The sequence below is a fragment of the Chryseosolibacter histidinae genome (genome assembly GCF_018598225.1).
In the GTDB taxonomy this organism is placed as follows: domain Bacteria; phylum Bacteroidota; class Bacteroidia; order Cytophagales; family Cyclobacteriaceae; genus Chryseosolibacter; species Chryseosolibacter histidini.
In genome coordinates, this window is the sequence record NZ_JAHESF010000066.1 from 1 (window position 1) to 24,496 (window position 24,496).

The 24,496-nt window shown below is 50.4% G+C and carries 20 protein-coding genes; 13 read left to right on the forward strand and 7 right to left on the reverse strand.

All coding sequences use genetic code 11. The features are described 5' to 3' along the window. The coding region (locus tag KK083_RS30825; RefSeq protein ID WP_254170010.1) for an SgcJ/EcaC family oxidoreductase at nt 1-212 on the reverse strand (212 nt) is incomplete at its 3' end. A gap of 189 nt (nt 213-401) precedes the next feature. Here KK083_RS30825 and bla point away from each other — a divergent pair. The 6 genes from bla to KK083_RS30855 all read left to right on the forward strand — a co-directional run bounded on the left by bla (nt 402) and on the right by KK083_RS30855 (nt 5,372). Continuing rightward, the gene (bla, locus tag KK083_RS30830; RefSeq protein WP_254170011.1) at nt 402-1,277 is read left to right on the forward strand and encodes a subclass B3 metallo-beta-lactamase; all 876 of its coding nucleotides are present in this window, start codon (nt 402-404) and stop codon (nt 1,275-1,277) included. A 57-nt stretch (nt 1,278-1,334) separates the two neighbouring features. Next, nucleotides 1,335-1,796 carry a DUF4268 domain-containing protein gene (locus KK083_RS30835; protein WP_254170012.1) on the forward strand — a complete coding sequence of 154 codons (462 nt, stop codon included), beginning with the start codon at nt 1,335-1,337 and terminating at the stop codon, nt 1,794-1,796. A 120-nt stretch (nt 1,797-1,916) separates the two neighbouring features. Then, complete coding sequence (locus KK083_RS30840) at nt 1,917-2,834, forward strand: NAD(P)-dependent alcohol dehydrogenase (RefSeq protein WP_254170013.1); 918 nt, start codon at nt 1,917-1,919, stop codon at nt 2,832-2,834. Beyond that, the gene (locus KK083_RS30845; RefSeq protein ID WP_254170014.1) at nt 2,831-3,292 is read left to right on the forward strand and encodes a GNAT family N-acetyltransferase; all 462 of its coding nucleotides are present in this window, start codon (nt 2,831-2,833) and stop codon (nt 3,290-3,292) included. Before KK083_RS30840 ends, KK083_RS30845 begins: the two co-directional genes overlap by 4 nt. A 373-nt stretch (nt 3,293-3,665) precedes the next feature. Beyond that, on the forward strand, nt 3,666-4,937 hold the full coding sequence (locus KK083_RS30850; RefSeq protein ID WP_262899657.1) for a class I SAM-dependent methyltransferase: 1,272 nt from the start codon (nt 3,666-3,668) through the stop codon (nt 4,935-4,937). 174 nt (nt 4,938-5,111) lie between these two features. Beyond that, nucleotides 5,112-5,372 carry a hypothetical protein gene (locus KK083_RS30855; protein WP_254170016.1) on the forward strand — a complete coding sequence of 87 codons (261 nt, stop codon included), beginning with the start codon at nt 5,112-5,114 and terminating at the stop codon, nt 5,370-5,372. Nucleotides 5,373-5,557: 185 nt separating this feature from the next. On the opposite strand, the gene KK083_RS30860 is transcribed toward KK083_RS30855, so the two are convergent. Further along, complete coding sequence (locus KK083_RS30860; protein ID WP_254170029.1) at nt 5,558-7,030, reverse strand: S10 family peptidase; 1,473 nt, start codon at nt 7,028-7,030, stop codon at nt 5,558-5,560. Between the two features lie 287 nt (nt 7,031-7,317). Between KK083_RS30860 and KK083_RS30865 the strand changes: the two genes are divergently transcribed. The 3 genes from KK083_RS30865 to KK083_RS30875 are packed head-to-tail and all read left to right on the forward strand — an operon-like array spanning nt 7,318 to nt 10,019. Beyond that, on the forward strand, nt 7,318-7,653 hold the full coding sequence (locus KK083_RS30865) for a PadR family transcriptional regulator (protein WP_254170017.1): 336 nt from the start codon (nt 7,318-7,320) through the stop codon (nt 7,651-7,653). A gap of 1 nt (nt 7,654) precedes the next feature. Next, nucleotides 7,655-8,086 carry a permease prefix domain 2-containing transporter gene (locus tag KK083_RS30870; RefSeq protein ID WP_254170018.1) on the forward strand — a complete coding sequence of 144 codons (432 nt, stop codon included), beginning with the start codon at nt 7,655-7,657 and terminating at the stop codon, nt 8,084-8,086. Nucleotides 8,087-8,126: 40 nt separating this feature from the next. Then, nucleotides 8,127-10,019: a serine hydrolase domain-containing protein gene (locus KK083_RS30875; RefSeq protein ID WP_254170019.1), complete on the forward strand. Its 1,893-nt coding sequence runs from the start codon at nt 8,127-8,129 to the stop codon at nt 10,017-10,019. Nucleotides 10,020-10,056: 37 nt separating this feature from the next. Here KK083_RS30875 and KK083_RS30880 read toward each other — a convergent pair whose 3' ends face one another. Both KK083_RS30880 and KK083_RS30885 read right to left on the reverse strand, forming a co-directional pair. Then, the gene (locus KK083_RS30880; protein ID WP_254170020.1) at nt 10,057-10,785 is read right to left on the reverse strand and encodes a LytR/AlgR family response regulator transcription factor; all 729 of its coding nucleotides are present in this window, start codon (nt 10,783-10,785) and stop codon (nt 10,057-10,059) included. Then, the gene (locus tag KK083_RS30885; protein ID WP_254170021.1) at nt 10,782-11,825 is read right to left on the reverse strand and encodes a sensor histidine kinase; all 1,044 of its coding nucleotides are present in this window, start codon (nt 11,823-11,825) and stop codon (nt 10,782-10,784) included. The genes KK083_RS30880 and KK083_RS30885 overlap by 4 nt, the downstream gene beginning before the upstream one ends. 286 nt (nt 11,826-12,111) lie before the next feature. Here KK083_RS30885 and KK083_RS30890 point away from each other — a divergent pair, with 286 nt between their 5' ends. The 3 genes from KK083_RS30890 (at nt 12,112) to KK083_RS30900 (ending at nt 19,413) form a co-directional block, all read left to right on the forward strand. Continuing rightward, a complete protein-coding gene (locus KK083_RS30890) occupies nt 12,112-15,009 on the forward strand; it encodes a TonB-dependent receptor (protein WP_254170022.1) in 2,898 nt (965 codons plus the stop codon). 414 nt (nt 15,010-15,423) lie between these two features. Beyond that, a complete protein-coding gene (locus KK083_RS30895; protein WP_254170023.1) occupies nt 15,424-17,637 on the forward strand; it encodes a bifunctional alpha,alpha-trehalose-phosphate synthase (UDP-forming)/trehalose-phosphatase in 2,214 nt (737 codons plus the stop codon). Beyond that, on the forward strand, nt 17,638-19,413 hold the full coding sequence (locus tag KK083_RS30900) for a glycoside hydrolase family 15 protein (RefSeq protein ID WP_254170024.1): 1,776 nt from the start codon (nt 17,638-17,640) through the stop codon (nt 19,411-19,413). Between the two features lie 43 nt (nt 19,414-19,456). Here KK083_RS30900 and KK083_RS30905 read toward each other — a convergent pair whose 3' ends face one another. Then, nucleotides 19,457-20,224, reverse strand: a complete 768-nt coding sequence (locus KK083_RS30905) for an SDR family NAD(P)-dependent oxidoreductase (protein WP_254170025.1) — start codon at nt 20,222-20,224, stop codon at nt 19,457-19,459. 30 nt (nt 20,225-20,254) lie between these two features. After that, entirely contained in the window at nt 20,255-21,967 is a 1,713-nt protein-coding gene (locus tag KK083_RS30910; RefSeq protein WP_254170026.1) for an IlvD/Edd family dehydratase, read from the reverse strand. A 96-nt stretch (nt 21,968-22,063) separates the two neighbouring features. Between KK083_RS30910 and KK083_RS30915 the strand changes: the two genes are divergently transcribed. Further along, nucleotides 22,064-22,513 (forward strand): MarR family winged helix-turn-helix transcriptional regulator, encoded by a 450-nt coding sequence (locus tag KK083_RS30915; protein WP_254170027.1) that lies wholly within the window; start codon nt 22,064-22,066, stop codon nt 22,511-22,513. A 61-nt stretch (nt 22,514-22,574) separates the two neighbouring features. On the opposite strand, the gene KK083_RS30920 is transcribed toward KK083_RS30915, so the two are convergent. Next, a partial coding sequence (locus KK083_RS30920) for an efflux RND transporter permease subunit (protein WP_254170028.1) occupies nt 22,575-24,496 on the reverse strand: 1,922 nt, incomplete at its 5' end.

Consider the following 24,496-nt stretch of genomic DNA (forward strand, 5'->3'; position numbering starts at 1 on the left):
TCCCTGACTTTCCAAACGTAAGCTGCCGTTTTATGACTGGCAAAGATCTGTTTCAGCTGCGTTTCAATCTCCGATGGCCCGTTCATCTGACTTCCGTCGAAACCTGTCACATTTCCATTGTCAGTGAACAAAGAAGCCATCCCCCGGGCATCCTGCTTATTCCAGCAGGTAAGAAGGGTTCCGTGCAATTTTTCTATTGGTGCATTGTCCATGATGCCCTTTATTTAGTTGAATATCCTGTGATCTGGCGACAAAATCAGTGCCTTCAATATGAGCGGCATTAGTAGCGTTAAACTGCCGCGAGCACGGGTTCGTTCAACTTCACTCACGGGAATTTAATCGGCCGATTACGTTTGAAACGAATCACCATTTTTTATTTTTGATGCTGAATCTTTTTCTCAATGATAAAATCCTTTCTCATCGTATTGTCGATCCTGTCTTCGGTATTTGTTGCACAGGCCCAGAGCTCCGCATCGCTTCCTTACTACGATCCAACATGGTCTAAGCCGTATGAGCCCTTCCGCATTGCCGGCAACGTCTACTATGTGGGCACCTATGACCTGGCATGTTACCTGATCACAACCCCTGAGGGACATATCCTGATCAATTCAGGGCTGGCGGAATCTGCCGCGATGATCCGAAAAAGTGTTGAAACGTTGGGCTTCAGATTTTCAGACATTAAAATCCTGCTCACCACGCAGGCGCATTACGACCATGTGGCCGGCCTGGCGCAGATCCAGAAAGAGACCGGTGCAAAAATGATGGTGAACGAAGCTGATGCCCAGGTGCTGGCGGATGGTGGCAGCTCCGATTTTATCTTCGGAGGCAAGGGTAGCATGTTCACCCCGGTGAAGGCTGACCGGTTATTACACGATGGTGATACGGTAAAGCTAGGAGGCACCAAGCTGCTGGTGCTTCACCATCCCGGTCACACCAAGGGATCTACCAGTTTTATGCTCGATGTCAAAGACGAGAAACGCTCCTGGAAAGTGCTGATCGTGAATATTCCTTCCATCCTTAGCCAAACCCGTATCTCCGGTATGCCGGCGTATCCGAACGTGGGCAAAGATTATGACTATACGCTGAAGTCTTTAAGGAAACTACAGTTCGATCTTTGGGTAGCCTCTCACGCCGGCCAGTTCGGGCTGCATGATAAACGCAAAGAGGGTGATGCTTACCGTCCGGAGATCTTCAACGACCGCCCTGCATTCGAGGCTTCCATCAACAGTGTTCAGCTCGACTATAACAAACGACTGAAGAGTGAGCGATCGAAATGACCGTTCCGCTGATGATCGGGTGCTGGTAAAGCTAGTCCGTTAAGCTTATTTTGCCACATGTTTACACGTGAGCAGGCATCGCGGATCAGGCAGGAATTCTGGACTACTTTTGGCCGGTACATGAGTCCCATTCCGTCGGCCGAGGGCATGAAGACCAACTGGGTAAACTACCATACAAGATTGAAAGATGTGTATTTCCGGATGGATGCAGGGCAACGCTCAGCTGCTATCTCCATTTCTATGGAACACACCGACCCCGATATTCAGGAGTTGTATTTCCGGCAATTCGTCGAGTTCAAAAGTCTGCTGCACGCCGTACTGGAAGAGGAGTGGCACTGGCAATTGAAGGTGCCGCTGGCCGATGGCAAAATAGTGAGCAGGATCTATAAAGAGCTGCCGGGTGTTTCCGTCATGAATAAAGACCAGTGGCCTGAGTTGATCTCCTTTTTTAAACCGCGGATCATAGCGCTGGACAGTTTCTGGGCCGATGCGAAGTACAGCTTCGATGGGCTGCGGTAGAACTTTTACATATTCATGATTACATCTTTTTGCAGATGGAAATGTGTATCAATTTCTTTTCCTTAAATTGGAGTGACACGTATCCCGCGGGTTAACATTACCTTAACAAATACCAAAAAAATGAAAGCCGTTGTCTACGAAAAATATGGAGCACCCGATGTTCTTGAATTAAGGGAAATTGAAAAACCGGTACCCCAAGACAATGAGATATTGGTGAAAGTGTACGCCACAACGGTAACGGCAGGCGATTGGCGTATGCGTAAGGCCGATCCCTTCCTGGTAAGGATCGTGAATGGCATCTTCAAACCCTCCAGGACAAAGATCCTGGGATTTGAGCTGGCCGGTGTGGTAGAGGAGGCTGGCAAAGATGTTAAGACGTTCAAAAGAGGTGACAGTGTTTTTGCGTTCTGCGGATTCAAGTTCGGCGCCTACGCAGAGTACAAATGTTTGCCAATAGATCAGCGTCTGGCCCTCAAACCTTCTAACATGACTTTCGAGGAAGCTGCGGCCGTTCCCATAGGCGCGCTCACCGCGTTGCAGTTTTTGAAAAGCGCCGGCGTGAAGAAAGGCAACCAGGTGTTGATATACGGAGCGTCGGGAAGTGTGGGTACGTTTGCCATTCAGATCGCAAGGTATTATGGTGCAACGGTGACTGCCGTGTGCAGCACTGCGAACGTGGATCTTGTAAAGTCGCTCGGTGCAGACCAAGTAATCGATTATACCAAAGAAGATTTTACAAAGCTGGACTCAAAGTTCGATATTGTGTTTGATGCCGTGGGAAAAACCTCGAAGTCGGCCTGCAAGAACCTGTTGAAGCCTGACGCAAAATACATCTCCGTAACAGGCCAACCAAAAGCGAACCCCGATGACATGCAAGTGTTGAAAGAAATGATCGAGGCAGGCAAGCTGAAGGCGGTGATCGACCGCAAATACACACTCGGTCAGATCAGGGAAGCGCATACATACGTTGAATCGTTCCGAAAAAAAGGGAATGTGGTAGTCAGTGTGTCTGAAAGATCATCGGCGCTGACAGCATGAGCACTTATACAATCATCGATTACGAAGATCGTTATCAACCGGCATTCAGAGAACTGAACATCAAATGGCTTGATCAGTACAACCTTACCGAAGCCCATGACCTCGAGATCCTGGCTGATCCGCGAAAAACCATCCTCGACAACGGAGGCTTTATCTGCCTGGCGAGCGACGAAGGACAGATCGTTGGCTCAGCGGCGCTCATTCACGAGCACGATGGAATTTATGAGCTCGCAAAAATGGGCGTAGCCGAATCGCACCGGCAAAGAGGCATCAGCAGGTTGTTGCTGGAAACATGCCTGACAAAAGCGAAAGCGCTCAACGCTACGAAGGTGATCCTCTTTTCCAATCATCAGTTGAAGGCCGCGCTGGGCCTGTATGAAAAATATGGCTTCCGCTATGTGCCCGTAGCGGATTCTCCTTTCCTCACCGCCGATATTAAAATGGAGCTTATCCTGTAAAGCGGAAACCCGCATTTAAGGATGACATCCTTTTGAAGGATGTCATCCTTTCAAATACTGACGCATATCATCGGTTTTGCATGATCGATTTGCATCGAAATGATGATCGATATCATTCGGCAGTTTTGAGATGGCCTTTATATTGGGCCGTGCAAGATACATCATAACCCATCAGCTCCCCTTTGTTTCTTATAAGAGGTGTGACTGCCGGACAAGTTATGCGCGTAACCGGTTCTACTAAATTAGGTGCCGGCCGTTGCTGCAGGTGAAAACATCTGCAGAAGTAAAGCTAAAATCTCTCAAAACAATGCCTGTATTGTAGACAATATCACCGATGACCTTAAGCGCTTATATTATGGATATGGAAATTCTTATGGATAAAGAGATCCCCTTACCCCGTTGCAGATTTTGCAAAACCCCATTGACGCACACCTTTGTTGACCTGGGCATGTCTCCCTTGTGTCAGGATCATGTAAAGCCCGAGGAGCTCAACCGGATGGAGCCCTTCTATCCGTTGCACGTGTATGTATGCGACCAGTGTTTCCTCGTGCAGCTGGAGGAGTTCGTAGCGCCTGCGAAGATCTTTGATGATTACGCTTATTTCTCCTCTTATTCTTATTCGTGGCTGAAGCACGCCGAACAGTACGTCAATATGATCACTGACCGGCTCAGCCTCACACCTGAAAATTTCGTGGTGGAGCTGGCCAGTAACGATGGCTACCTGCTGCAATATTTTGTAGAGAAGAACATCCCCGTGTTGGGAATAGACCCTGCCGCCAATGTAGCAGCGCAGGCCATCAGGAATGGAATCCGTACAGAGGTAGAGTTCTTCGGCAATCGTGTGGTACAAAAACTGGTTGATAAATATGGCAAGGCAGACCTTCTGCTCGGCAATAATGTGCTGGCACACGTACCCGACATCAATGATTTTGTTTCAGCAATGAAGTTGATGCTGAAGCCGCAAGGTACGATCACGATGGAATTCCCGCACCTGCTCAGGCTCGTGGAAGGAAATCAGTTCGACACCATCTATCACGAACATTTCTCCTATCTTTCTTTTACCACAGTGTCCAGGATCTTTGCGTACCATGGCTTGTCGATCTTCGATGTTGAAGAGCTCGCCACGCATGGTGGATCGCTTCGCATCTATGCAAAACATGCGGATGACGAATCGCGAACCCTGAGTCCCGAAGTGATGCGACTGCTCGTTATGGAGGATGAGGCCGGTCTTTGTTCGCTCGCTTACTATCAGAATTTTTCTGAAAATGTAAAAGAGACCAAACGTAAGATCCTCGAGTTCCTGGTCACAGCCAAACGCAACGGCAAACACATCGCCGGATACGGAGCGCCGGGCAAAGGCAATACGTTGCTGAATTACTGTGGCATTCGTACTGATTTTATTGATTACACGGTTGACCGTAATCCACACAAGCAGGAAAATTACCTGCCGGGAACGCTGATCCCGATCCACCATCCCGATCGCATCAGGGAAACGGCACCAGACTATGTGTTCATCCTTCCATGGAACCTGAAAGATGAAGTCATGGAGAACCTGTCGTTCATTGATGAGTGGGGCGGAAAATTTGTGGTGCCCATTCCGGAACTGGAAGTGTACGACGCTAAAACCATTCCCGTCTACGACTGATACGCGGCTGTGCTCACGCCGTCAACAAAGGAGCGGGGCTTCGGGAAACCGGAACTCCGCTCATGCTATTATGGGGCCACTATACAATGGATTCGATAATTATGTCGATCTTGGCGCTGCCGGACTCTTGCTCGCGGAGACTGGTGTCGTAAGCTGTAGACTTAAATACAAAAGATGATCCTGCTTCATGGTGGTATGTCCTATGAAATGTTCGCCGCAATCATTGGTGGATTTTTTGGCGCGGTTGCGGTATTTGTCCTGCTCTGTGTAATGTTCTGGAAAAGCACGTTCTATAAAGAAACGTTTGCTGGATTTGAAACAGGTGCCAAAGCCATTGGCTACTTTATATTTTTTGTGCTTGCCGGATTTATTTCCTTAATAGCCTGCTGGTTTTTTGCGTTCTTATTCGCCTGGGTTGCTACTTTATTGAGTTGATTCACGGGTCGAAAGTCCTAAAAAAAAAGCGGAGCCCCGAACCCGGAGACTCCGCAGAAAACTAACTTGTTATATTCAAGACCAGGATTCACATGATCTTCAAGATCCGCAGGATTTTGACGACTGCTTCTAAAAATCCTGTCAATCCTAAAATCCTGTCAATCCTGCAAATCCTGAAAATCCTGTTAATACTTGGCTGGTTGCCCCGGTGCAGGGGTGCTCTTCTTAATGAAGTCGCGGATGTGCTCGTTTGAAGTAACGAGGTCTTCTGCACGCAGGTACATCATGTGACCACTGCGGTAGCCTTCAAACCGGAGACGGTCTTTGAATCTGCCGCTGGGGTCGAGCTGCCACATCGAATACTTCGCATCGAAATAAGTAGTGGCGCCGTCGTAGTAGCCCGACTGGATCATCACATTCAGGTAAGGGTTCTGGGCCATGGCCTGACGCAGGTTCTCACCGGTCTTGTCATCGGTGTTGTCCCACGGGCGCACCGGGCCAAACATATTGTACATCACGTCGGTTTTGTATTTGAGCACGTCGCGCAGGTAGTAGTTGATGGCTGGCGTAAAGGAGTGCAGCCATGAAGTAAGCTCCGAGTTGTAATCGGGCGCATCACCTGCCAGCTTGCGGTCGATGCCTTTGTAACGTGAGTCGAGTCGGCCAACGGTAAAACCTTTGTCGCGCAGCAGCTCTTTCCAGAACGAAGCAGTGGGCACGGCGAGGTTGTGTTCAAGGACCACACTTTCGGAAAGTCCTGAGTAGCGGGCGATCTTTGCTGCGATCTGTTTTTTTCTGGCTTCCTCCAGGAATCCGCCGTGTGACAGTGCCGGGATCATTTCTTCGATGGTGAATTTCTCCGCCTCGGGTAAAACAGCATCGAGGTCTTTTTGCTGAAGGTCTGCCGGCAGCGCTTTGTGATACCAGGCGGCTGCAGTAAAGTAGGGCAGTGACAATGCATCATTCACAGGACCATCACGTTTGATGCCCAGCTCTGTGGGAGAAACAAGGATAACACCGTTCAGGTACATCCAGTGTGCGTTCTGAAGCTCCAGCGCAAGGCCTGATACACGGGTAGTGCCGTAGCTTTCGCCGATGAGGTATTTCGGTGACGTCCACCGGCCGGTGCGCGACACAAAGGTATCGAGCCACTCTGCCAGGTATTTGATGTCTGCATTCACGCCGAAGAAAACTGAACGTTCTGTTTTCGGTTCGAGGATGCGTGAGAAGCCCGTGTTCACAGGATCGATATAAACGATGTCGGCTACATCGAGAATGGAATTGGGATTGTCTTTCACACCGTAAGGCTGAACGGGATACCCCTCGTTGTCGATGTTGAGTACTTTCGGCCCCGTGTAAGCTACGTGCATCCACACCGATGCCGAACCAGGGCCGCCATTGAAAGATATGACAAATGGCCTGCGACCTTTGTCTGTAACATCGGTGCGCTCATAGTACGTATAAAATAACGACGCGATAACTTTTCCATCTTTGTCCCAAACGGGCTGGGTACCTGCCGTAACTTTGTAAGGAACCGGTTTTCCTTTGATCGTCACCTGGCCGGTGCTGGTAACAGCAGATTCGGCCGGTAGTGTACGCTCATGAGTAGGTTCCTTGGCGCGCTCCTGCGCTACAACAGAAAAAGGGATCAGGGCCATGACCATCAACATCCGGGTAGCCCTCACGATAGCTGATAAACGAAGATTCATTCTTTTTGTGGGTTAATGCTAAGCCAAGATGTGAAAATCAACTTTCTGTGCGAAAGAGACTTGACGAACCTTGCTTTGATTGATGTGAACGGTTTCCACGTCTGTCAGGAGGGAGTAATAACGAACCTTACCAATCGTTTTCCGGGACGCCACAGCCGGCCGCCTTAAAAATTCCGCATTTGTTTTTGAAATGAAAAGATATTAATTAGTTTTGTTTTGTATAACAAATGATGCTTATGAAGGGCGACTACCTGGGAGAACTGGAAGAGCTTGTTTTTCTGACGATCTCCTCCCTGCAGCAAGGCGATGCTTACGGCGTGGCCATCATGAACGAAATTTTTGAGCAGACCGGTCGCGAGGTCAATATCGGTGCGTTGCATTCTGTATTGAAACGCCTTGAATCAAAGGGTTATTTAAAATCGAAAATGGGCGGTGCTACGGCAGAGCGCGGTGGCAGGCGCAAGCGGTACTTTGTTGTTACGCCCCTGGGTAAAAAGGTTACAGACGAAATTATTTCCCAAAAGCTTCAGCTTTATGAACGTGTTTTAGGCACCACCATTAAAATCTTATAACATGATAGTAGACCCTCCCAAGTGGGCCGATGGCTTTTTACGTTGGTATTGCCACCCCGAGCTGCTGGAAGATATCCAGGGTGATCTGTATGAGCTTTATTGTTACCGGCTGCAGCGCTACGGCAGACGATACGCTGACGTAAAATTTGTATGGGAGGTATTGATGCTCTGCCGTTTTTCGCTTTTAAAAAATCCTTTCGAGCGCAAAAAACAGGTTCCGTTAGCACTGGAGCAGGAAGGCGCTTCACCGCCGTCGCTGAATGTGTGGCATATGCCCACCTGGAATGATATTCTGTTTGAGACCCGCAATAAAGATTATGGCGCTTATGTGATCCGCAATGCCTACGGGGGCAACATGTTGTTGGGGTTTTCAGTGGTCCTTTTATTGTGGATCGTCATCTTCGCATGGTGGTGGATTAAATTCAAACACTGATGTAGCAGTCTCTTAAAACAATCTTTACCAATACATTGCCATGAAACCCTCATCTTTACATGCAGGAGCGATCTCCTGTTGCCTCTTCTTTTTATCGATATTTTCAACTGTTGCACAACCTCCGGCGCCTCCATCGCCTGGCTCGTTGCCTGAATTGCTCAGTGCTATCGAGGCAGTGATGAAACGTGAGCAGATCCCCGGCCTCATGCTTGTGATGGTAAACAGCGACTCGATCATCTTTTCAGGAGGGCTGGGTTACAGTGACCTTGCTACCGGACGAAAAGTTGACGGAAAACAAAAATTCAGGCTGGGATCTACGACAAAATTGCTTGTGGCGATGGGCATACTTCACCTGGTGCGTCAGGGCGCGCTCACACTGGATACGAAATTGAAAGATGTTGCTCCCGAAGCTCCATTTCACAATCCCTGGGAGGAAACACATCCGGTGAGGATCATCAACCTGTTGGAACATACCACCGGTTTTACCGATGCGTTCATGAACAAAAGTATCAATCTTGGCCAGACTGACAAAAGTGGCCTCGCGGTTTTAAAGCTATACGCCGATCAGATGGTCTGCCGGTTCAGGCCTGGCACAATGCCGTTGTACACCAATACAAATTATACGGTACTGGGATATGTTATTGAAAAGGTATCAGGAATGGGTTGGGCCGAGTATTTGCAGACGAATGTTCTTGCACCTGTTGGCATGCTCAATACCGATTTCAAGCTGCGACCGACCGGGTCGGAATATGCAACAGGTTATCTGACCAGTGACGGCAGGCAGGTTCCAGTGCCAGCCTTCGCGCTGCACAGCAATGGCGCTCATGGCTCCATGAATTCCTGCGCCGATGACATGGCCCGGCTTGTGCGCTTCTTCCTCAACAACTGGCGCACGGATACCACGCAGTGGCTACCGGTATCAGACCTCGCAGACATGGAAAATGTGCACACCACACTGGCTGCCCGGCACCAGCTGAAAAACGGGTATGGCTTGGGAAACCATATTGAAGCCTGGCACCCCAAATGTACTTTCCATGGGCATGGCGGAACGATACAGGGTTTTGTTTCGCACATGATCTACGACAGGGAAAGAGGTGTGGGAATGATGATCGCAAAAAATGGCGGGTACAACGACGCGCGCATCGCCATGCTGGTTACGGATTTTTTAACCCGCCACCTACCACCATTGGAACGAGTAGAAAAAGAAGTTCCTGCCGACTCCATTCAACCTTTCCTGGGCTATTACAGGCCTGCGTTTGCGGCTGATCATTATGGGTTTCTGCAAAACCTGGTGAGCGACGTTGCTGTTAGCATGAACGGAAAAGCACTGGTGCTGAGCACGCTCTCGGGCAGACCGGTTGTTCTAAACCATATGGGGAAGCTGAAATTCAGGGAGCATTTTGGACACGAAGAATCTTACGTCTTCGGTCACGATGAGCAGGGAAATAAAATTCTGATGTCAACGGCACCACGCGGAGGCACGCATATCATCAAGACATCGCTCGCGTATGTGCTATTGAAACGAAGCCTCGCCGCAGGTGGCCTGATCGCCTTGACACTTTCCATTTTAATCGGAGTATTTTCGATCGTGTCGATCGCCCTTAAAAGAGATCGTTCACCGGCATTCCCGGTAGCAGTGCTTCCCATGCTTGCCACCTTGAGCCTGGCTATCGGCTTAAGCCCGCTGGTGCAATGGGAAGCGAATTATCTTTCATTCACGAGGCCGAACGGTGTCACGCTGACGATTTTTTTTGGAACGCTTTTCTTCGCTGTCTTCTCGGCCGCCGGAGTATGGTTTCTCTACACGCGTTGGAAGCATTTGAAATCGATTCGGGCAAAGATCCTTTACGCATTTAGTGCCTTGGGAACAGCTGCAGTAGCCGGGTCATTTCTGATGCACGGAATGATCGCTCCCATGGTCTGGAACTGGTAGCATGAACCGCCCGTCTGTGGACTGTCGACTGTGGACCCTATTGCATCTGATTCCTGTCCACAAACTCCTTGAACGTCTTGCGGTACGTGTCGCTGATCGGGATCATGGCGTTGCCGATCTGCACTTCGCCTTTGTGAATAACATCAATGGCTTTCAGCGCCACAATGTAGGAATGATGGATGCGGATAAAACGGTCGGCAGGTAATTGCAGCTCCAGCGACTTGAGCCGTTGAAGACTCACAACCTTTTGTGTTTTGGTGTGGATGGTCACATAGTCTTTCAAACCTTCCACATACAAAATATCGTCGAAATTGATCTTTACGAGCTTGGTGCCGTCTTTCACAAACACAAATGGCTGCGTGGGCTCTGACGGCACTACCTTTTCTGCAACGGGCGCAGTACCGGTATTCAGTCGCTGGCCCGCTTTATCTACCGCTTTCAGGAACCGGTCGAACGTGATGGGCTTCAGCAGATAGTCCACCACATCGAGCTCGTAGCTTTCTAGCGCATATTCTGAGTAGGCCGTGGTGAGGATCACCAGCGGTTTTTTCTGCAGTATTTTCAGGAAGGTGATTCCCGTGATCTCGGGCATCTGGATATCGAGAAAAAGAATATCCACAGGATTGTTGCGCAGCAGCTCGAGCGCTTCCAGGGGATTGGAGCACGTATGCACCAGCTTCAGGAACGAAACCTTCTTTACGTATTCCGTCAGCAGGTTGCGGGCCAGCGGCTCGTCGTCAACGATCAGGCAGGTGTATTGTGTCACGATAACGTGATGTTGAGTTGTACAAAGTAACGGTCTGTCTTGTCTTCGATCACCAGCTTGTGTTGTTCGGGATAGCTTAGCTCAAGCCTGCGTTTTACATTCTGTAAACCGATGCCGGATTTTTCACCAGCCTCGGGTTTGGCAGAAGGGATCTTGCTGTTCTCCACCCGGTAGATGCATTCCTTGCCCCGAAGCTGGATCAGGATGCTGACCCACGAGTCGGGATAATTATTGCTCACGCCGTGCTTGAACGCATTCTCGAGAAATGTAATAAAAATGAGCGGCGCGATCAACACACCCTGTGGATTGCCTTCGATCTCAAGCTTGATGGGCAACTCGGTGTTGAGCCTCAACCTTTCAAGACTGATATAGTTCTGCATGTACTCGATCTCCTTGCTCAGCGGCACTTTCTGGTAATTGGAGTCGTAGATCATATAACGCATCATCTGCGAAAGTTTGGCGATCACCTCCGTGGTGTTGGAAGACTGGGTATACGCCAGGTAGTAAAGGTTGTTCAGGGTGTTGAACAGAAAGTGTGGATTGATCTGCGCTTTGAGGAAGTTCAGCTCGGCGGTGAGTCGTTGGTTCTCCGTCTCCTTTTGCCGGGCGGCGAGCTCGAACCAGTTGGCGGCAAAACGGACCATGCCGATGAAGATGGTGATGAAAAGTGTGATGATGCTGACCTCTACAATGTAAAATGTGGAATAGAAATGATGGCGCTGAAAGGTGTAACCATCGATGAGGAAACGCTGCCCGTGAACCCGCAGGGTAATAATGATGATGAAAGGTACGATGAGCTCGAGCAGGTAACGCCAGAACTTTTTATGGACCAGGAACCTGGGCAGGAGGTAGAAGTAGTTCAGGTAGGCGATGAGCATGGTGATGGCCAGCTGAAAAAAACCGACCACGGACGCACGGGCCCAGTCGATCTCCCTGCCGTGCCTGAAGTTGCTGAGCTGGTAGTAAAAGAATGACAGGTACACCAGCCAGAATGATACGTGTACCAGCAACACCCGGTTCCTGTAAAGAGATGCTTGCATGTTTTTTGACAAAAACGAAGAATTCTGGATTAAAGGTAGGGTATCTCGTGAACTACGGGATGGTTCACAAGCTTTTTTCGACCGTTAAAAAAAATTGATCGACGGTTCTTAAGTGTTTGTAATACCTTTGCCCCTGTCGATTAGTTGCCGTATATGTCGAATACTCAGCCTCAGTTATCTAATAATCCCCAATGGTTGGGAACTTACCGCTTTGTTTGTCGTTTTTCAAACATATTGGCACCGACAGCCTGATCCGCAAAATCTAAATTTTTTTATAACCAAGTAAATGAGAACACTTTTTACCTTTCTCACCCTCGTGTGCAGTTATGTAGCATGGGCGCAGGGTAACGCCAAGGTTTCCGGTACGGTTACCGATGCCGCAACAAGCAACCCCGTTGAATTTGCAACGGTTGCGCTTGTCGATCCCGCCAGCGGTAAAGCCATAGACGGTACCATCTGCGATGACAAAGGAGAATTCACCATCAACAAAGTTGCCCCTGGCAGCTATAGTCTCACCATCACTTTTATCGGTTTTGAAACCAAAACGGTGACCGTAAAGGTGGAAGACAAAAAAGATGTGAACCTAGGTAAGATCGCCATCAGCCCCGTAGCACAGCAACTGAAAGAAGTGACGGTGGAAGGGCAGCGCGCGCTGATCGAGGAGAAGGTAGACCGCATGGTTTACAATGCCGAGAACGATGCTACAGCCAAAGGCGGCGATGCCAGCGATGTGCTGAAACGTGTGCCCCTGCTCACCGTTGACCTCGATGGAAACGTGTCGCTTCGCGGCAACTCCAACATCATGGTGCTCATCAACAATAAACCTTCAACCATTGTTGCCAGCAGCGTGGCCGATGCGCTCAAGCAGATCCCTGCCGACCAGATCAAGACCGTGGAGGTGATCACCTCGCCTTCGGCCAAATACGATGCAGAAGGTTCGGCCGGCATCATCAATATCGTTACCAAAAAGAACAACCTGCAGGGACTTACCCTGGGTATAGATGCTGGCGTGGGCCTGAGAGGTTCCAACCTGGGCCTGAACGGTAACTACAGAAAAGGCAAAATGGGTTTTTCACTGGGAGGCTGGGGCCGTTCCAACTATAACGTTACCGGAAGCTTCAACAACCAACAGCTTACCAGGACCTACAACGATGCAGGTGACCTGGAAAAAGAGACCCTGAGTGAGCAGATGGCCAAAAGCCGCAACCAGGGACTGTTCGGTCACTATAACCTTGGATGGGACTACGATATCAACGAGAAAAATTCGCTGGCAGCTTCTGTACGTTTTGGTGTACGCAATGGAAAGAACAAACAGAACGACATGCAGCAATACAGCGATGGTGTACTTCAGACGTTGCAGAACATCCTCAGCAAAGACGAGTCCAACAACGTGGATGTCAGCCTCACCTACACACACCTGTATGCAAAGCCGCAGCGTGAGCTGAGCTTCCAGGGACTTTACAGTCGCAACAATCGCGATAATATTTATGAGAATTTCCAGGAGAGAGTATCCAACTCCAGCATTACAAGGTTCAGGAATCTGAATGACAGCTATAATGAAGAGACGACCTTCCAGGTGGATTACCAGACACCCATCGGTACTACACAAATGCTGGAGTTCGGTGGAAAAGATATCATGCGTAAGGCCGTGAGCGATTACACATCGTTTAATGCCGTGGGAAGCGACGGCCCATATGAGCCTTCCGGCAGCGGTAGTCTTTCCAACAACCTCAACTACGACCAGAATGTGATGGCGGCGTACCTTGCATATACGCTCACTACCAAAGCTGGCTACAGCTTCAAAGCAGGTTCGCGATACGAATACACCACCATCAACGCTTACACCAAAACAGAAGACGACATCGCCATACCGTCTTACGGCGTGATCGTACCCAGTGTGAACATTTCGAAGAAGTTGAAAGGCGGAAACATGGTGAAGGCTTCTTATAACAGAAGGATCCAACGTCCTTCGATCCGTTTCCTGAACCCCAACGTTCAGCGCAATAACTCACTCAGTTTCAGTGTTGGAAATCCTGAGCTGGATCCCGAATACACCAACAACTACGAGCTTTCGTACAGCACCTTCGTGAAAGGCACAACCATCAATTTCTCGGGTTTTGCGCGCAACACCAACAATGCTATTCAGAGCGTTCGTGATGTGGTGGGCGGAGATACCATCCGTACACAGTATGCGAACATCGGTTCTGAGAATGCGTATGGCCTGAGCGTGTTTGCCAACGTCTCCATCGGAAAACTTTCGCTCAATGGCGGTGGCGATTTTTATTATGCCACACTGTCAAACAACAATGCCCTGGAATTATACAAGGCCAGCAATGAAGGTTTTGTAGCCAGTGGCCGTATTTTCGGAAGCTACAATCTTAACAAAGGCTGGGGGCTTCAGTTCTTCAGCTTTGTACGCGGACGCCAGGTACAGCTTCAGGGCTCACAGGGCGGCTTCTACATGTACAGCCTCGCCGTACGCAAAGAGTTCAACGAGAAGAAAGGAAGCATTGGCCTTGGTGTGGAGAACTTCCTCCAGGAGTCGATCAAGATCAAGAGCAACCTCGAGTCTCCGCTCATCAGTCAGAAGAGTGTGAGCACCATGAACAACCTGAGCTTCCGCATCAACTTCAGCTACCGCATCGGTAAAATGTCTATGGAGAACAGGCCGAGGCGCAGCAGGTCGATCAACAATGACGACCTGAAAGACGGCGGTGGCGATAATGGTGGTGGCGGTGGTGACATGGGCGGTGGCCAGCAGGGTGGCGGTGGTATGCAGATGCCCGGCAACAGAGGCCAGCGCGGCGGCCAGGCTCCTCAAAATACCAATAAGCCAATAACACAGAACAACGCGCCGAAACCTGCGGACGGAACGATCTATGAAGCTACCGGCACATGGTCGTTCACCATCGACTCTCCTCAAGGTGGTGGCGGTACCATCGTGATCAAAAAAGAGAATGGCGTTTATTCAGGCACTATCAAGACCCAAAGAATGCCGGAAGAGACAAAGCTGAGCAGTGTAACCGTTAATGGAAACGAAGTAACGCTGACATACACTACCAACTTCGGTGGCAACAGCGTGCCGGTGGATATCAAAACCACGATCGTTAACAACGACATGCAAGGTACGATGAACCTCGGCCAGTTCAGAAGCTTCAACCTTACTGGCAAACGATCAGAATAAATTGTTGAAAACATAAAGTTCAGGAAAGCTGCATCGAAAGTGCAGCTTTCTTTTTTTTCTGAGATTTTGCCCGCCTCATTTTTTTATTCTGGCCCGATTAAAAAGCGATTAAAATCATATTAGAAATTTCGACACTAAAGGCAGTGCTTCCTGTCGTGGACGAACATTCCCAGCTCACGTAACGTGTATGCGTTATTGCATGATATTTTTTGCTGTATAAAAAATTTACTTCCGCTGAAGCGGGAATGATTTTTTAGGCAGCTATTCTGTTATGGTTTTACTTCACCACCGCCACATTGACCACCGGCTGCGGAAAAATAGAGCACAATATGCGTTTTGGGTTTGGTTCTTAAACGCCTAGCATGAAAATTTCGGGTTATTAAAAAAGATTGTTTTACTAAAAATGCTGCTTGAATGAACGGAGGATCTGAGAGGCGATTGATTGTTGTTTCCAACCGGCTGCCGTTTCAGCTGCTGGAAAAGAACAAAAAGATCACGCTCAAGGAAAGTGATGGAGGTCTTGTAAGCGCGCTGAAAAGTTATTTTGACGGCGAGGGCAGCCTCGGCGAGGTATCTTCAAAATGGTGGATCGGTTCAGCGGAGTTTCCTGAAAAGCGCTGGAAGAAATTCACCGAGGGCAACAAGCGTACCGGCGCGTTTGAAGTGGATCCTATTTTTGTCGACACCAAGGTTTACAACCGGTATTACAATGGGTTCTGCAATGCTACGTTATGGCCGTTGTTCCATTACTTTCCATCATACGTGGAGTACGACGATAACACCTTCCGCGCATACGAGGAGGTGAACCGAATTTTTGCAGACCGGATCAATGCCATGTTGAGGCCCGGAGATATTCTGTGGGTGCACGATTATCAGCTGATGTTGCTTCCGGGAATGGTGCGTGAGAAACATCCTGACGCCACCATCGGTTTTTTCCTGCACATCCCTTTTCCCTCATACGAGCTTCTGCGGCAGCTGCACCGGCCCTGGAAAGAAAAGATCGTCAAAGGGTTGCTGGGCGCCGACCTCATCGGGTTCCATACGCATGAGTATGTTCAGCATTTTTTGAAGACCGTACAGATGGTCACAGGCTTCGACCACCAGTATCGTTCTATCCTCATGAACGATCGCGTTGTAAAGGCCGATCTTTTTCCGCTGGGCATCGACTTTAAAAAATTTCACGAAGCTTCGAATCACAAAGATGTGCTGGCGGAGAAAAACTCCATCAGAAAAAATTTCAATGACCGGAAGATTATTTTTTCAGTAGACCGGCTCGATTATACCAAGGGTATTACGCACCGCCTCTCTGGCTTCGAAAGGTTCCTGGAGCTTCACCCTGAATGGCGCGAAAAAGTAGTGTTCATCCTTGTGGTGGTGCCCTCCCGTCAGATCATTTCCAAATACAACGAACGAAGGAAGATGATCGAAGAGCAGGTGGGCCGGCTCAACGGCAAGTACTCCACGCTTCAGTGGCAGCCGATCATTTACCGTTACAATCACCTGTCGTTCACAGAGCTTGCCGCATTGTATGAAGCTTCGGATGTTGGCCTCATCACACCACTGCGTGATGGCATGAACCTGGTGGCCAAAGAGTATGTAGCAAGCCGTCATGACGATGGCGTGCTCATCCTGAGCGAGCTTGCGGGCGCGGCCAATGAAATGGGTGAAGCCGTGCTCGTCAACCCCATGGACAATAACGAGGTGGCGCAGGCGATCCTTACAGGTCTCACCATGCCGCTGCAAGACCAGAAACAAAAGTTGCAGATCTTACAAAAACGCCTCGTTGATTATGACGTGATCCATTGGGTAAACGATTTCCTGCGGCAGCTCGAGGAAGTGAAGGAGCATCAGCGCACACAGGCAACGAAGCACCTCTCTACGCGTGAGCTCGCTGTTATTGGCGATCACTTCAGGCATGCAGAGCGGCGGCATCTGTTCCTCGACTATGACGGCACACTGGTGCCCTACACGCGTCAGCCAGACCTCGCGGTACCCAATAAAGGACTCATCAACCTGCTGAGCACTTTATCGTCTGACAGCCGTACAGAGGCAACCATCATCAGCGGTCGCGACAGTCAGACACTGGAAAAATGGTTCCATGATCTGCCCATCAACCTGGTGGCGGAGCATGGAGCATCCATCAGGCTGCGCGATGGTTTGTGGAGACATGAACGCGAGATCGACCAGTCGTGGAAGCCGCGGATCCGCCCCACGCTGGAGCTCTTCACACAGCGAAGCCCCGGCTCCATGATCGAGGAGAAGAATCACACCATGGCCTGGCATTACCGCAACGTTGACCCCGAGCTCGGCTTCGTACGGTCGCGTGAGCTGCTGGACAACCTTCACCACCTGCTGCGCAACACACCGCTCAACATCATCGATGGCAACAAAGTGATCGAGGTGAGAATGGCCGGTGTAGATAAAGGAACCGTTGCCAAAAAGCTGCTGGAAGAGCATGAATACGATTTTATTCTTGCCGTGGGAGACGACAAGACCGATGAAGATATGTTCAGGGCCCTGGCCGACAAAGCCGTTACCATCAAGATCGGCAATGGCAACACCAGTGCGCAATACAGTTTGTCTGATTATATGGAAGTGATCCGTTTACTTAACCTGCTGACTGCTTAAATGGCGGTGCATCGTTACAACATGGGCATTGTGGGTAACTGCTCCTACATGGCCTACATCGATACCACGGCCAACGTTAAGTGGATGTGCATGCCCCGGTTCGACAGCACATTCCTGTTTGGCTCGTTGCTGGACTCCAAAAAAGGAGGCGTGTTCTCCGTTACCCCGGAAGGTGATTTTGAAACACGCCAGTATTACATCAGCAATACCAACGTGCTGGCTACTGAGTTCACCACAGCGCAAGGCAAATTCAGGGTGCTGGATTGTGCGCCGCGGTTCAGCCAGTTCGAGCGTTTTTTCAAACCACTGATGCTGGTGCGGAAGATCGAGCTGCTGCAGGGAAATCCGGCGGTGAAAGTAAAGTGCCAACCGGTAGGTGCATACGGTGCCGACATTCCGGAGACTGTTATGGGAAGCAATCACCTTCGTTTCCTCAATCTCGATATGCAGGCACGGCTGACCACCGATATATCGTTATCCTACATCCTGGATCAGCAGCCCTTTGTGCTGGATCAGAATTGCTACCTCGTGTTCACGTATGGCGAGCCGCTGGAGGCGCCGTTGAAAGCTACCGTAGAAGATTTTATCAACAAGACGGTTCGCTATTGGCAGACGTGGATCAAAAGCACTTATGTGCCTGACCTTTATCAGGAACAGGTGATCCGGTCGGCCCTCGTGCTGAAGCTCCATCAATACGAAGATACAGGTGGCATCATTGCATCAGGTACCACCAGCTTGCCGGAGCACCACGGCAGCGTTCGCACGTGGGACTATCGCTATTGCTGGTTCCGTGACTCGTACTACACGCTGAAAGCTTTTAACGAGATGGGCCACTTTGATGAGCTCGAAGGTTATTTCGAATACATCCAGAATATCCTCATGCGCGAGTCCGACCGCATGCAGCCGCTCTATTCCGTCACGGGAAACAAGACCCTCGAAGAAACACATCTGCCGCTGGAAGGTTATCTTGGCAATCAGCCGGTGCGTGTAGGCAACAAAGCTTACCTGCAGATCCAGAACGATGTTTACGGGCAGGTACTCGTAGGGTTGCTTCCGCTGTTTATCGACAAAAGGTTATCGTTCACCAAAAAGCATTCTTACAAACCACTGGTAGACCGGTTGCTAACGTGGATTGAAAAAACTTTTTTCGAGCCCGATGCAGGTTTGTGGGAGTTCAGAACAGTGACGCAGGTTCACACCTATACGTTGCTGTTTCACTGGGCCGGTTGTAAGGCGGCGATCAAGATCGGCAAGATCATGAACGACACGGACCTAGTTTACCGCGCCACACGGCTTGAAAAGATCGCCACCGAGAACATAGAAAAATGTTATGACCCGGCGCTGGGCGTTTACAAGCAGGCGCTGGATGCAGATCACCTCGATGCCAGCACCCTGAAAATGATCACCATGGGTTATCTGGATCCGGCCAGCGATAAAGCAAAACGCCACCTGGAAGCGCTGGAGAAATTATTGAAGACGGAGCAGGGACTTTTTTACAGGTATGTTCACCAGGATGATTTTGGCAAACCGGAGGCAACATTCCTCGTGTGCGCTTTCTGGTACGTTGACGCGCTTGCCTGTGTAGGAAGGGTGGAAGATGCCATGAAAACACTCGATACCATTCTCACCTTTGCCAACCACCTTGGTATCTTCAGTGAAGATGTAGGACTCGATGGCTCGCAATGGGGCAACTTCCCGCAAACCTACAGTCACGTAGGATTGATCAACGCCGTTTTCCGTATCTCGAAAAAACTCGATGTTCCAAACTTCAAATAACCCTAAAGTTATCGAAGCATAACTTTAAACTTCAAACTTTAAACTAATAAGGAGAGGGACTCACGCTGGTCCAGCCGCCATCAATAACAAGGCTCTGCCCTGTGATGTGCCCGGACTGTGGCGATACCAGGAATAACGCTGCGTTGGCGATGTCTTTGGTGGAGGCAGGTTTACCGATGGGCGTGATCCTCGACCAGGTTTTGTCGTAGTCGGGATCGTGCGCGGTGCGTTCGGTGATGGTGGCGCCGGGAGCGATGGCATTCACTGTGATCCTGTATTGCGAAAGCTCCACCACCAACGTCCTGGCCAGCATTTCAAGCGCCGCTTTGCTCATGCCATAGGCTGCCAGGTTCTTGTGCGCCTGGTGGCCGGTGACAGATGACATGAGCAGAAGTCTTCCTCCTGTGCCCTGCTGGATCATCTGGCGTGAGGCGGCCTGCGCGAGAAAAAAGCTTCCGCCAAGGTTCACTTTCATTACCTTGTTAAAATCATCGGACTCATATTCCAGGAAATCGCCGAAGAGTGTAATGCCTGCGTTGGCAATGGCGATATCGAGCTTGCCGAACTGTTGCACTGCTTTATCGACCATTGATTGAATGAAGCCTACGTCAGAGGCATCTCCAGCCAACGGAACACAGACGCCTTTCTCTTCATGGATCAGTTGCGCCGCTTCACTGGCCAGCGACTCTTCAAGATCGTTGAGCAGCACACTCGCTCCCTGTCTCGCCAGCTGCCGCGCGATCTCCAGGCCAATGCCCTGACCCGCGCCCGTGATAATGGCTACCTTCTGATGAAACTGCCCGTTGCTCATACCTCGTACTTCGTAAATCGTACTTCGTACCTAATGTGAATCTCTCGTTACCTCACTACCCGATCCGCCTCTCAAAAAGTCGAGGTCAGCGCCCAGGTGTGCCTGCTCCACGTGCTTCTGGTACATATGAACGTATCCGCGTTCCTGGAAAGTCACACGTGTTTTCCAATTCGTCTTGCGTTTCTTCAGCTCCTCTTCCGGAACATTCAGGGTGATGGTTCGGTTCGGAACGTCGATGGAGATCGTATCGCCGTTTTGTACTATAGCAAAGTTTCCACCCACAGCAGCTTCAGGCGATGCGTGCAGGATCACCGTTCCAAAACCAGTGCCACTCATGCGGCCGTCAGAAATGCGAACCATGTCTGTAACTCCTTTTGAAAGCAACTTTTTTGGAATGCCCATGTTGCCTACTTCCGGCATACCGGGATATCCTTTCGGACCGACGTTCTTCAGCACGAGTATGCTGTTCTCATCCACATCGAGGTTCGGGTCGTCGATGCGTGCTTTGTAATCTTCAATGTCTTCGAATACCACGGCTTTGCCGGTGTGTTTCATCAGGTTCGGGCTTGCAGCCGAAGGTTTGATCACCGCCCCATGCTCGCAGAGGTTGCCCTTGAGCACAGCAACACCAGAGAGTGGATTGAACGGTTTCTCGACCGTGGCAACGATGTTGCGGTCGTAACATTCTTCCGTCTGATAGTTTTCGCTGACAGTCCTGCCGTTGGCGGTGATACAATCGCGGTGCAGGAATTTGTCGAGCTCCTTCAGCACGGCGGGCAATCCACCGGCGTAATAAAGATCTTCCATAAAATATTTTCCGGAAGGCTGCAGATTGGCGATCAGTGGAACGTTGTGCGAGAGTCTGTCAAAGTCTTCCAGTTTCAGGTCAACACCGATCCTGCCGGCGATGGCGAGCAGGTGAATGATGAAGTTGGTGGAACCACCGATCGCTGCGTTTACGATGATGGCATTTTCGAAAGCTTGTTTGGTCAGGATCTTCGAAAGCTTCAGGTCTTCTTTCACCATGTTAACGATGCGCGAACCCGAAAGCTGCGCCAGTACCTTACGCCTGGCATCGGCCGCAGGGATGGCAGCGTTGTGTGGCAGCGACAATCCGAGCGATTCTACCATTGACGCCATGGTTGAAGCAGTACCCATCACGGCACAGTGGCCACGGCTGCGGCACATGGCGGCCTCGGCAAGCAGAAGCTCCTCCTGCAACATGGTGCCTGAGCGCACGGCATCATTGAAGCGCCATACGTCACTGGTACCGATATCTTTTCCCTGAAATTTTCCAGTGAGCATAGGCCCGCCTGATACAACGATGGTCGGAATGTCTACACTGCAGGCACCCATCACCAGCGAAGGTGTAGTCTTATCGCAGCCGCACATCAGCACTACACCGTCAACCGGGTTGGCCCGGATGGATTCTTCCACGTCCATGCTGGCCAGGTTCCTGTAGAGCATCGCCGTTGGTTTGATCAGCGTTTCGCCCAGCGACATCACCGGAAACTCTACCGGAAAACCTCCCGCCTCTGACACACCACGTTTAACGGACTCGGCCAGCTCGCGGAAGTGCGCGTTGCAGGGCGTGAGCTCCGACCATGTGTTGCAAATGCCGATGACGGGTCGTCCGTCAAATTCGTGAGAGGGTATTCCCTGGTTCTTCATCCAGGCGCGGTAGATAAATCCATCTTTTCCGGTTTTGCCAAACCAGTTCTGGCTGCGAAATTTTTTGCTCATAGAAAGAAGTAATTGATGCTAAAATAACCGCTTATTTCAATCTATACCAGAAGTTTTGAACCATTGTAGCCACAATTATCGTTATTACATTTGCATATGTCTCTGGAACAGGATATTCAGCAGGAAAAATTTAACAGCGAGCACGAAAAAGCCGCTCTGAATATCATTTTTACCAGCGGTTGGCTGAGGCACATCAACCTCGGTCGCCTCAAGCCCTACGACATCACACCCGAACAATTCAACGTGCTCCGGATCCTGCGCGGAAGCCATCCCAAAACGATGATGCTGGCAGACATCACCAGCCGGATGCTCGACAAAAGCAGCAACGCCACGCGACTGGTGGAAAAGCTTCGCCAGAAAGGACTCGTGAACCGCGTGATCTGCGAAAACAACCGGCGACAGGTAGACATCTCCATCACCGACAAAGGCCTCGCCGTACTCAAGAAGATCGACGGAGAAGAAAAGGAATGGCTCGATCAGATCAGCACCATCACCAAAGCAGAAGCCCAGGAGCTCAATCGCATCCTGGACAAACTCCGGGCTTAAAAAAATTCCTGAAAATAGCCCTTTGAGGGTTTTGAACCCTCAAAGGGTTATTATCTCACATCTAAATCCTAGGCGGTATCAGCTTGTAAACAACGGGTGTCACAATGCGTGAGAGCAACGTTGAGCTGATGAGGCCACCGATGAGTACGATCGCCAGGGGTGCTACCAGTGGGTTGGTGGATACTGCAATGGGAAGCAGTCCTCCGATAGCGGTAAGCGACGTGAGAATGATCGGCAAGAACCGTACTTCGCCGGCTTCACGGATCGCTTCTTCCAGCGACTTACCCTGCGCGCGGAGCTGGTTGGTGAAATCTACCAGCAGAATTGTATTCTTCACTTCTATACCCGCCAGTGCAATAAGGCCGATGATGGCTACGAACGAGAGTGAGTTGCCGGTGACAAGCAGGGCGATAACAGCCCCCACGATGCCCAGCGGGATCACTGACAACACAATGAGCGTGCTCTTAAACGTTCTGAACTCGAGGATCAGCACAGCGATGAACAGGAAGATGGTAACAATGATCACGCTGGTAAAACCTCCGAACGACTCGTTCCTGCTCTCAAGCTCGCCACCCATTTCGTAATTGTAACCTTCGGGAAGTTTCATGTTGTCCATTTTGCCGATCACATCCCTGATCACATTGTCGTTGAGAAAACCTTTTTGCACGAAGGCGTTTACCGATACCGTCCTGATCTTGTCCTGGTGTTTGATGTTCAGCGGCGATGATTCCAGCTGAAGGCTTGCTACCTGCGTCAGCGGTATGGCGCGGCCCTGGTTGTTGTTCACGTAAAGGTTTTCGAGGGCGTCGAGGGTAGGGTGCTCGGCTTTTGCCTTGGTGAGCACGATCTCGTAGTCGTCGCCATTTTCGTCGGAGAATTTTCCGGCATTGAACCCTGCTATCGCCAGCCTCACCGTGCGGTCGATGTTCACCGTGGGAATGCCCAGCATCTGCGCTTTCTCTTTGTTGATCGCCACGCGGATGTCGGACTTCAGGTGCACAACAGGATTCGTTACATACATGGTGCCTTCCGTTTTTTCAAGCATCGTTTCCACACGCGCAGCCAGTGAGCGCAGGGTGTCGAGGTTTTCACCATAGAGGCGCACTTCAACAGGTGCTTCCATGGGTGGCCCTTGCTCGAAGTTCTTCACTTCTACTTTGGCGCCCGGGTAAGGAGTCCATTTGCTGCGCAGCTCTTCGATGATCTGCAGCTTGCGGTCGGGTGAAGTATCTTCATGCAGCTGGATGAAGAGCTGTGCGAAGTCTGTGCGCTCGTTTTCCGGGATCACATTATAATAGACACGGGGATTACCTTTGCCCACATTGGTAGCAAAATACGCCACTTCCGGATGTTGCTTCAATTCCTTTTCGATCTCCGCGGCAATGTTGTTGGTGTAGGTGAGGTTCGATTGCAGCGGTGTGGTGATCTCGATCATGAACTGTGGTTTTTCCGAAGCCGGGAACAGGCTGAAGCCGATCACTGGGAAAAGCTGCAGGGAAGCAAAGAAGATCACACCCGCTACGATCACCGTGAGCACAGGCCTTGCCAGCGCCTTGTCGAGCAATTTTGAGTAGCTGCCATGAATGAGCTTCTTGAGCGCGCGCATGAACATGTTACCATCCGGATGGCCATGGTTCTCTTTCAGCAGGCGACTGGAAAGGAAAGGGATAATGGTGAGCGATACGAACAGGGAAGCCAGCACGCTGGTGATCACACCCATAGGAAGACTGCGGATGAAATCGCCGGGGGCTTCGGGCAGAAATACCAGGGGCATAAAAGCAATGATGAGCGCAACGGTACAGCCCAGCACGGCGAGCCCGATCTGTTTGGTGGCTTTGATGGTAGCCTCCAGACGCGTGTGGCCTTCACGCATCCAGCGCTCGATGTTCTCCACCACCACAATGCTGTCGTCAACGAGCAACCCCAGGGCAACCACCAGTCCTACAACTCTCTCGTATACACATCTCCGAGCGCACGACACAA

What these genes read in the sequence shown, in the direction of transcription:
- bla (WP_254170011.1), top strand. Translation starts at nt 402, where the DNA reads ATGATAAAATCCTTTCTCATCGTATTGTCGATCCTGTCTTCGGTATTT.
- KK083_RS30835 (WP_254170012.1), top strand. Translation starts at nt 1,335, where the DNA reads ATGTTTACACGTGAGCAGGCATCGCGGATCAGGCAGGAATTCTGGACT.
- KK083_RS30840 (WP_254170013.1), top strand. Translation starts at nt 1,917, where the DNA reads ATGAAAGCCGTTGTCTACGAAAAATATGGAGCACCCGATGTTCTTGAA.
- KK083_RS30845 (WP_254170014.1), top strand. Translation starts at nt 2,831, where the DNA reads ATGAGCACTTATACAATCATCGATTACGAAGATCGTTATCAACCGGCA.
- KK083_RS30850 (WP_262899657.1), top strand. Translation starts at nt 3,666, where the DNA reads ATGGATAAAGAGATCCCCTTACCCCGTTGCAGATTTTGCAAAACCCCA.
- KK083_RS30855 (WP_254170016.1), top strand. Translation starts at nt 5,112, where the DNA reads ATGATCCTGCTTCATGGTGGTATGTCCTATGAAATGTTCGCCGCAATC.
- KK083_RS30860 (WP_254170029.1), bottom strand. Translation starts at nt 7,030, where the DNA reads ATGGCCCTGATCCCTTTTTCTGTTGTAGCGCAGGAGCGCGCCAAGGAA.
- KK083_RS30865 (WP_254170017.1), top strand. Translation starts at nt 7,318, where the DNA reads ATGAAGGGCGACTACCTGGGAGAACTGGAAGAGCTTGTTTTTCTGACG.
- KK083_RS30870 (WP_254170018.1), top strand. Translation starts at nt 7,655, where the DNA reads ATGATAGTAGACCCTCCCAAGTGGGCCGATGGCTTTTTACGTTGGTAT.
- KK083_RS30875 (WP_254170019.1), top strand. Translation starts at nt 8,127, where the DNA reads ATGAAACCCTCATCTTTACATGCAGGAGCGATCTCCTGTTGCCTCTTC.
- KK083_RS30885 (WP_254170021.1), bottom strand. Translation starts at nt 11,825, where the DNA reads ATGCAAGCATCTCTTTACAGGAACCGGGTGTTGCTGGTACACGTATCA.
- KK083_RS30890 (WP_254170022.1), top strand. Translation starts at nt 12,112, where the DNA reads ATGAGAACACTTTTTACCTTTCTCACCCTCGTGTGCAGTTATGTAGCA.
- KK083_RS30895 (WP_254170023.1), top strand. Translation starts at nt 15,424, where the DNA reads ATGAACGGAGGATCTGAGAGGCGATTGATTGTTGTTTCCAACCGGCTG.
- KK083_RS30900 (WP_254170024.1), top strand. Translation starts at nt 17,638, where the DNA reads ATGGCGGTGCATCGTTACAACATGGGCATTGTGGGTAACTGCTCCTAC.
- KK083_RS30905 (WP_254170025.1), bottom strand. Translation starts at nt 20,224, where the DNA reads ATGAGCAACGGGCAGTTTCATCAGAAGGTAGCCATTATCACGGGCGCG.
- KK083_RS30910 (WP_254170026.1), bottom strand. Translation starts at nt 21,967, where the DNA reads ATGAGCAAAAAATTTCGCAGCCAGAACTGGTTTGGCAAAACCGGAAAA.
- KK083_RS30915 (WP_254170027.1), top strand. Translation starts at nt 22,064, where the DNA reads ATGTCTCTGGAACAGGATATTCAGCAGGAAAAATTTAACAGCGAGCAC.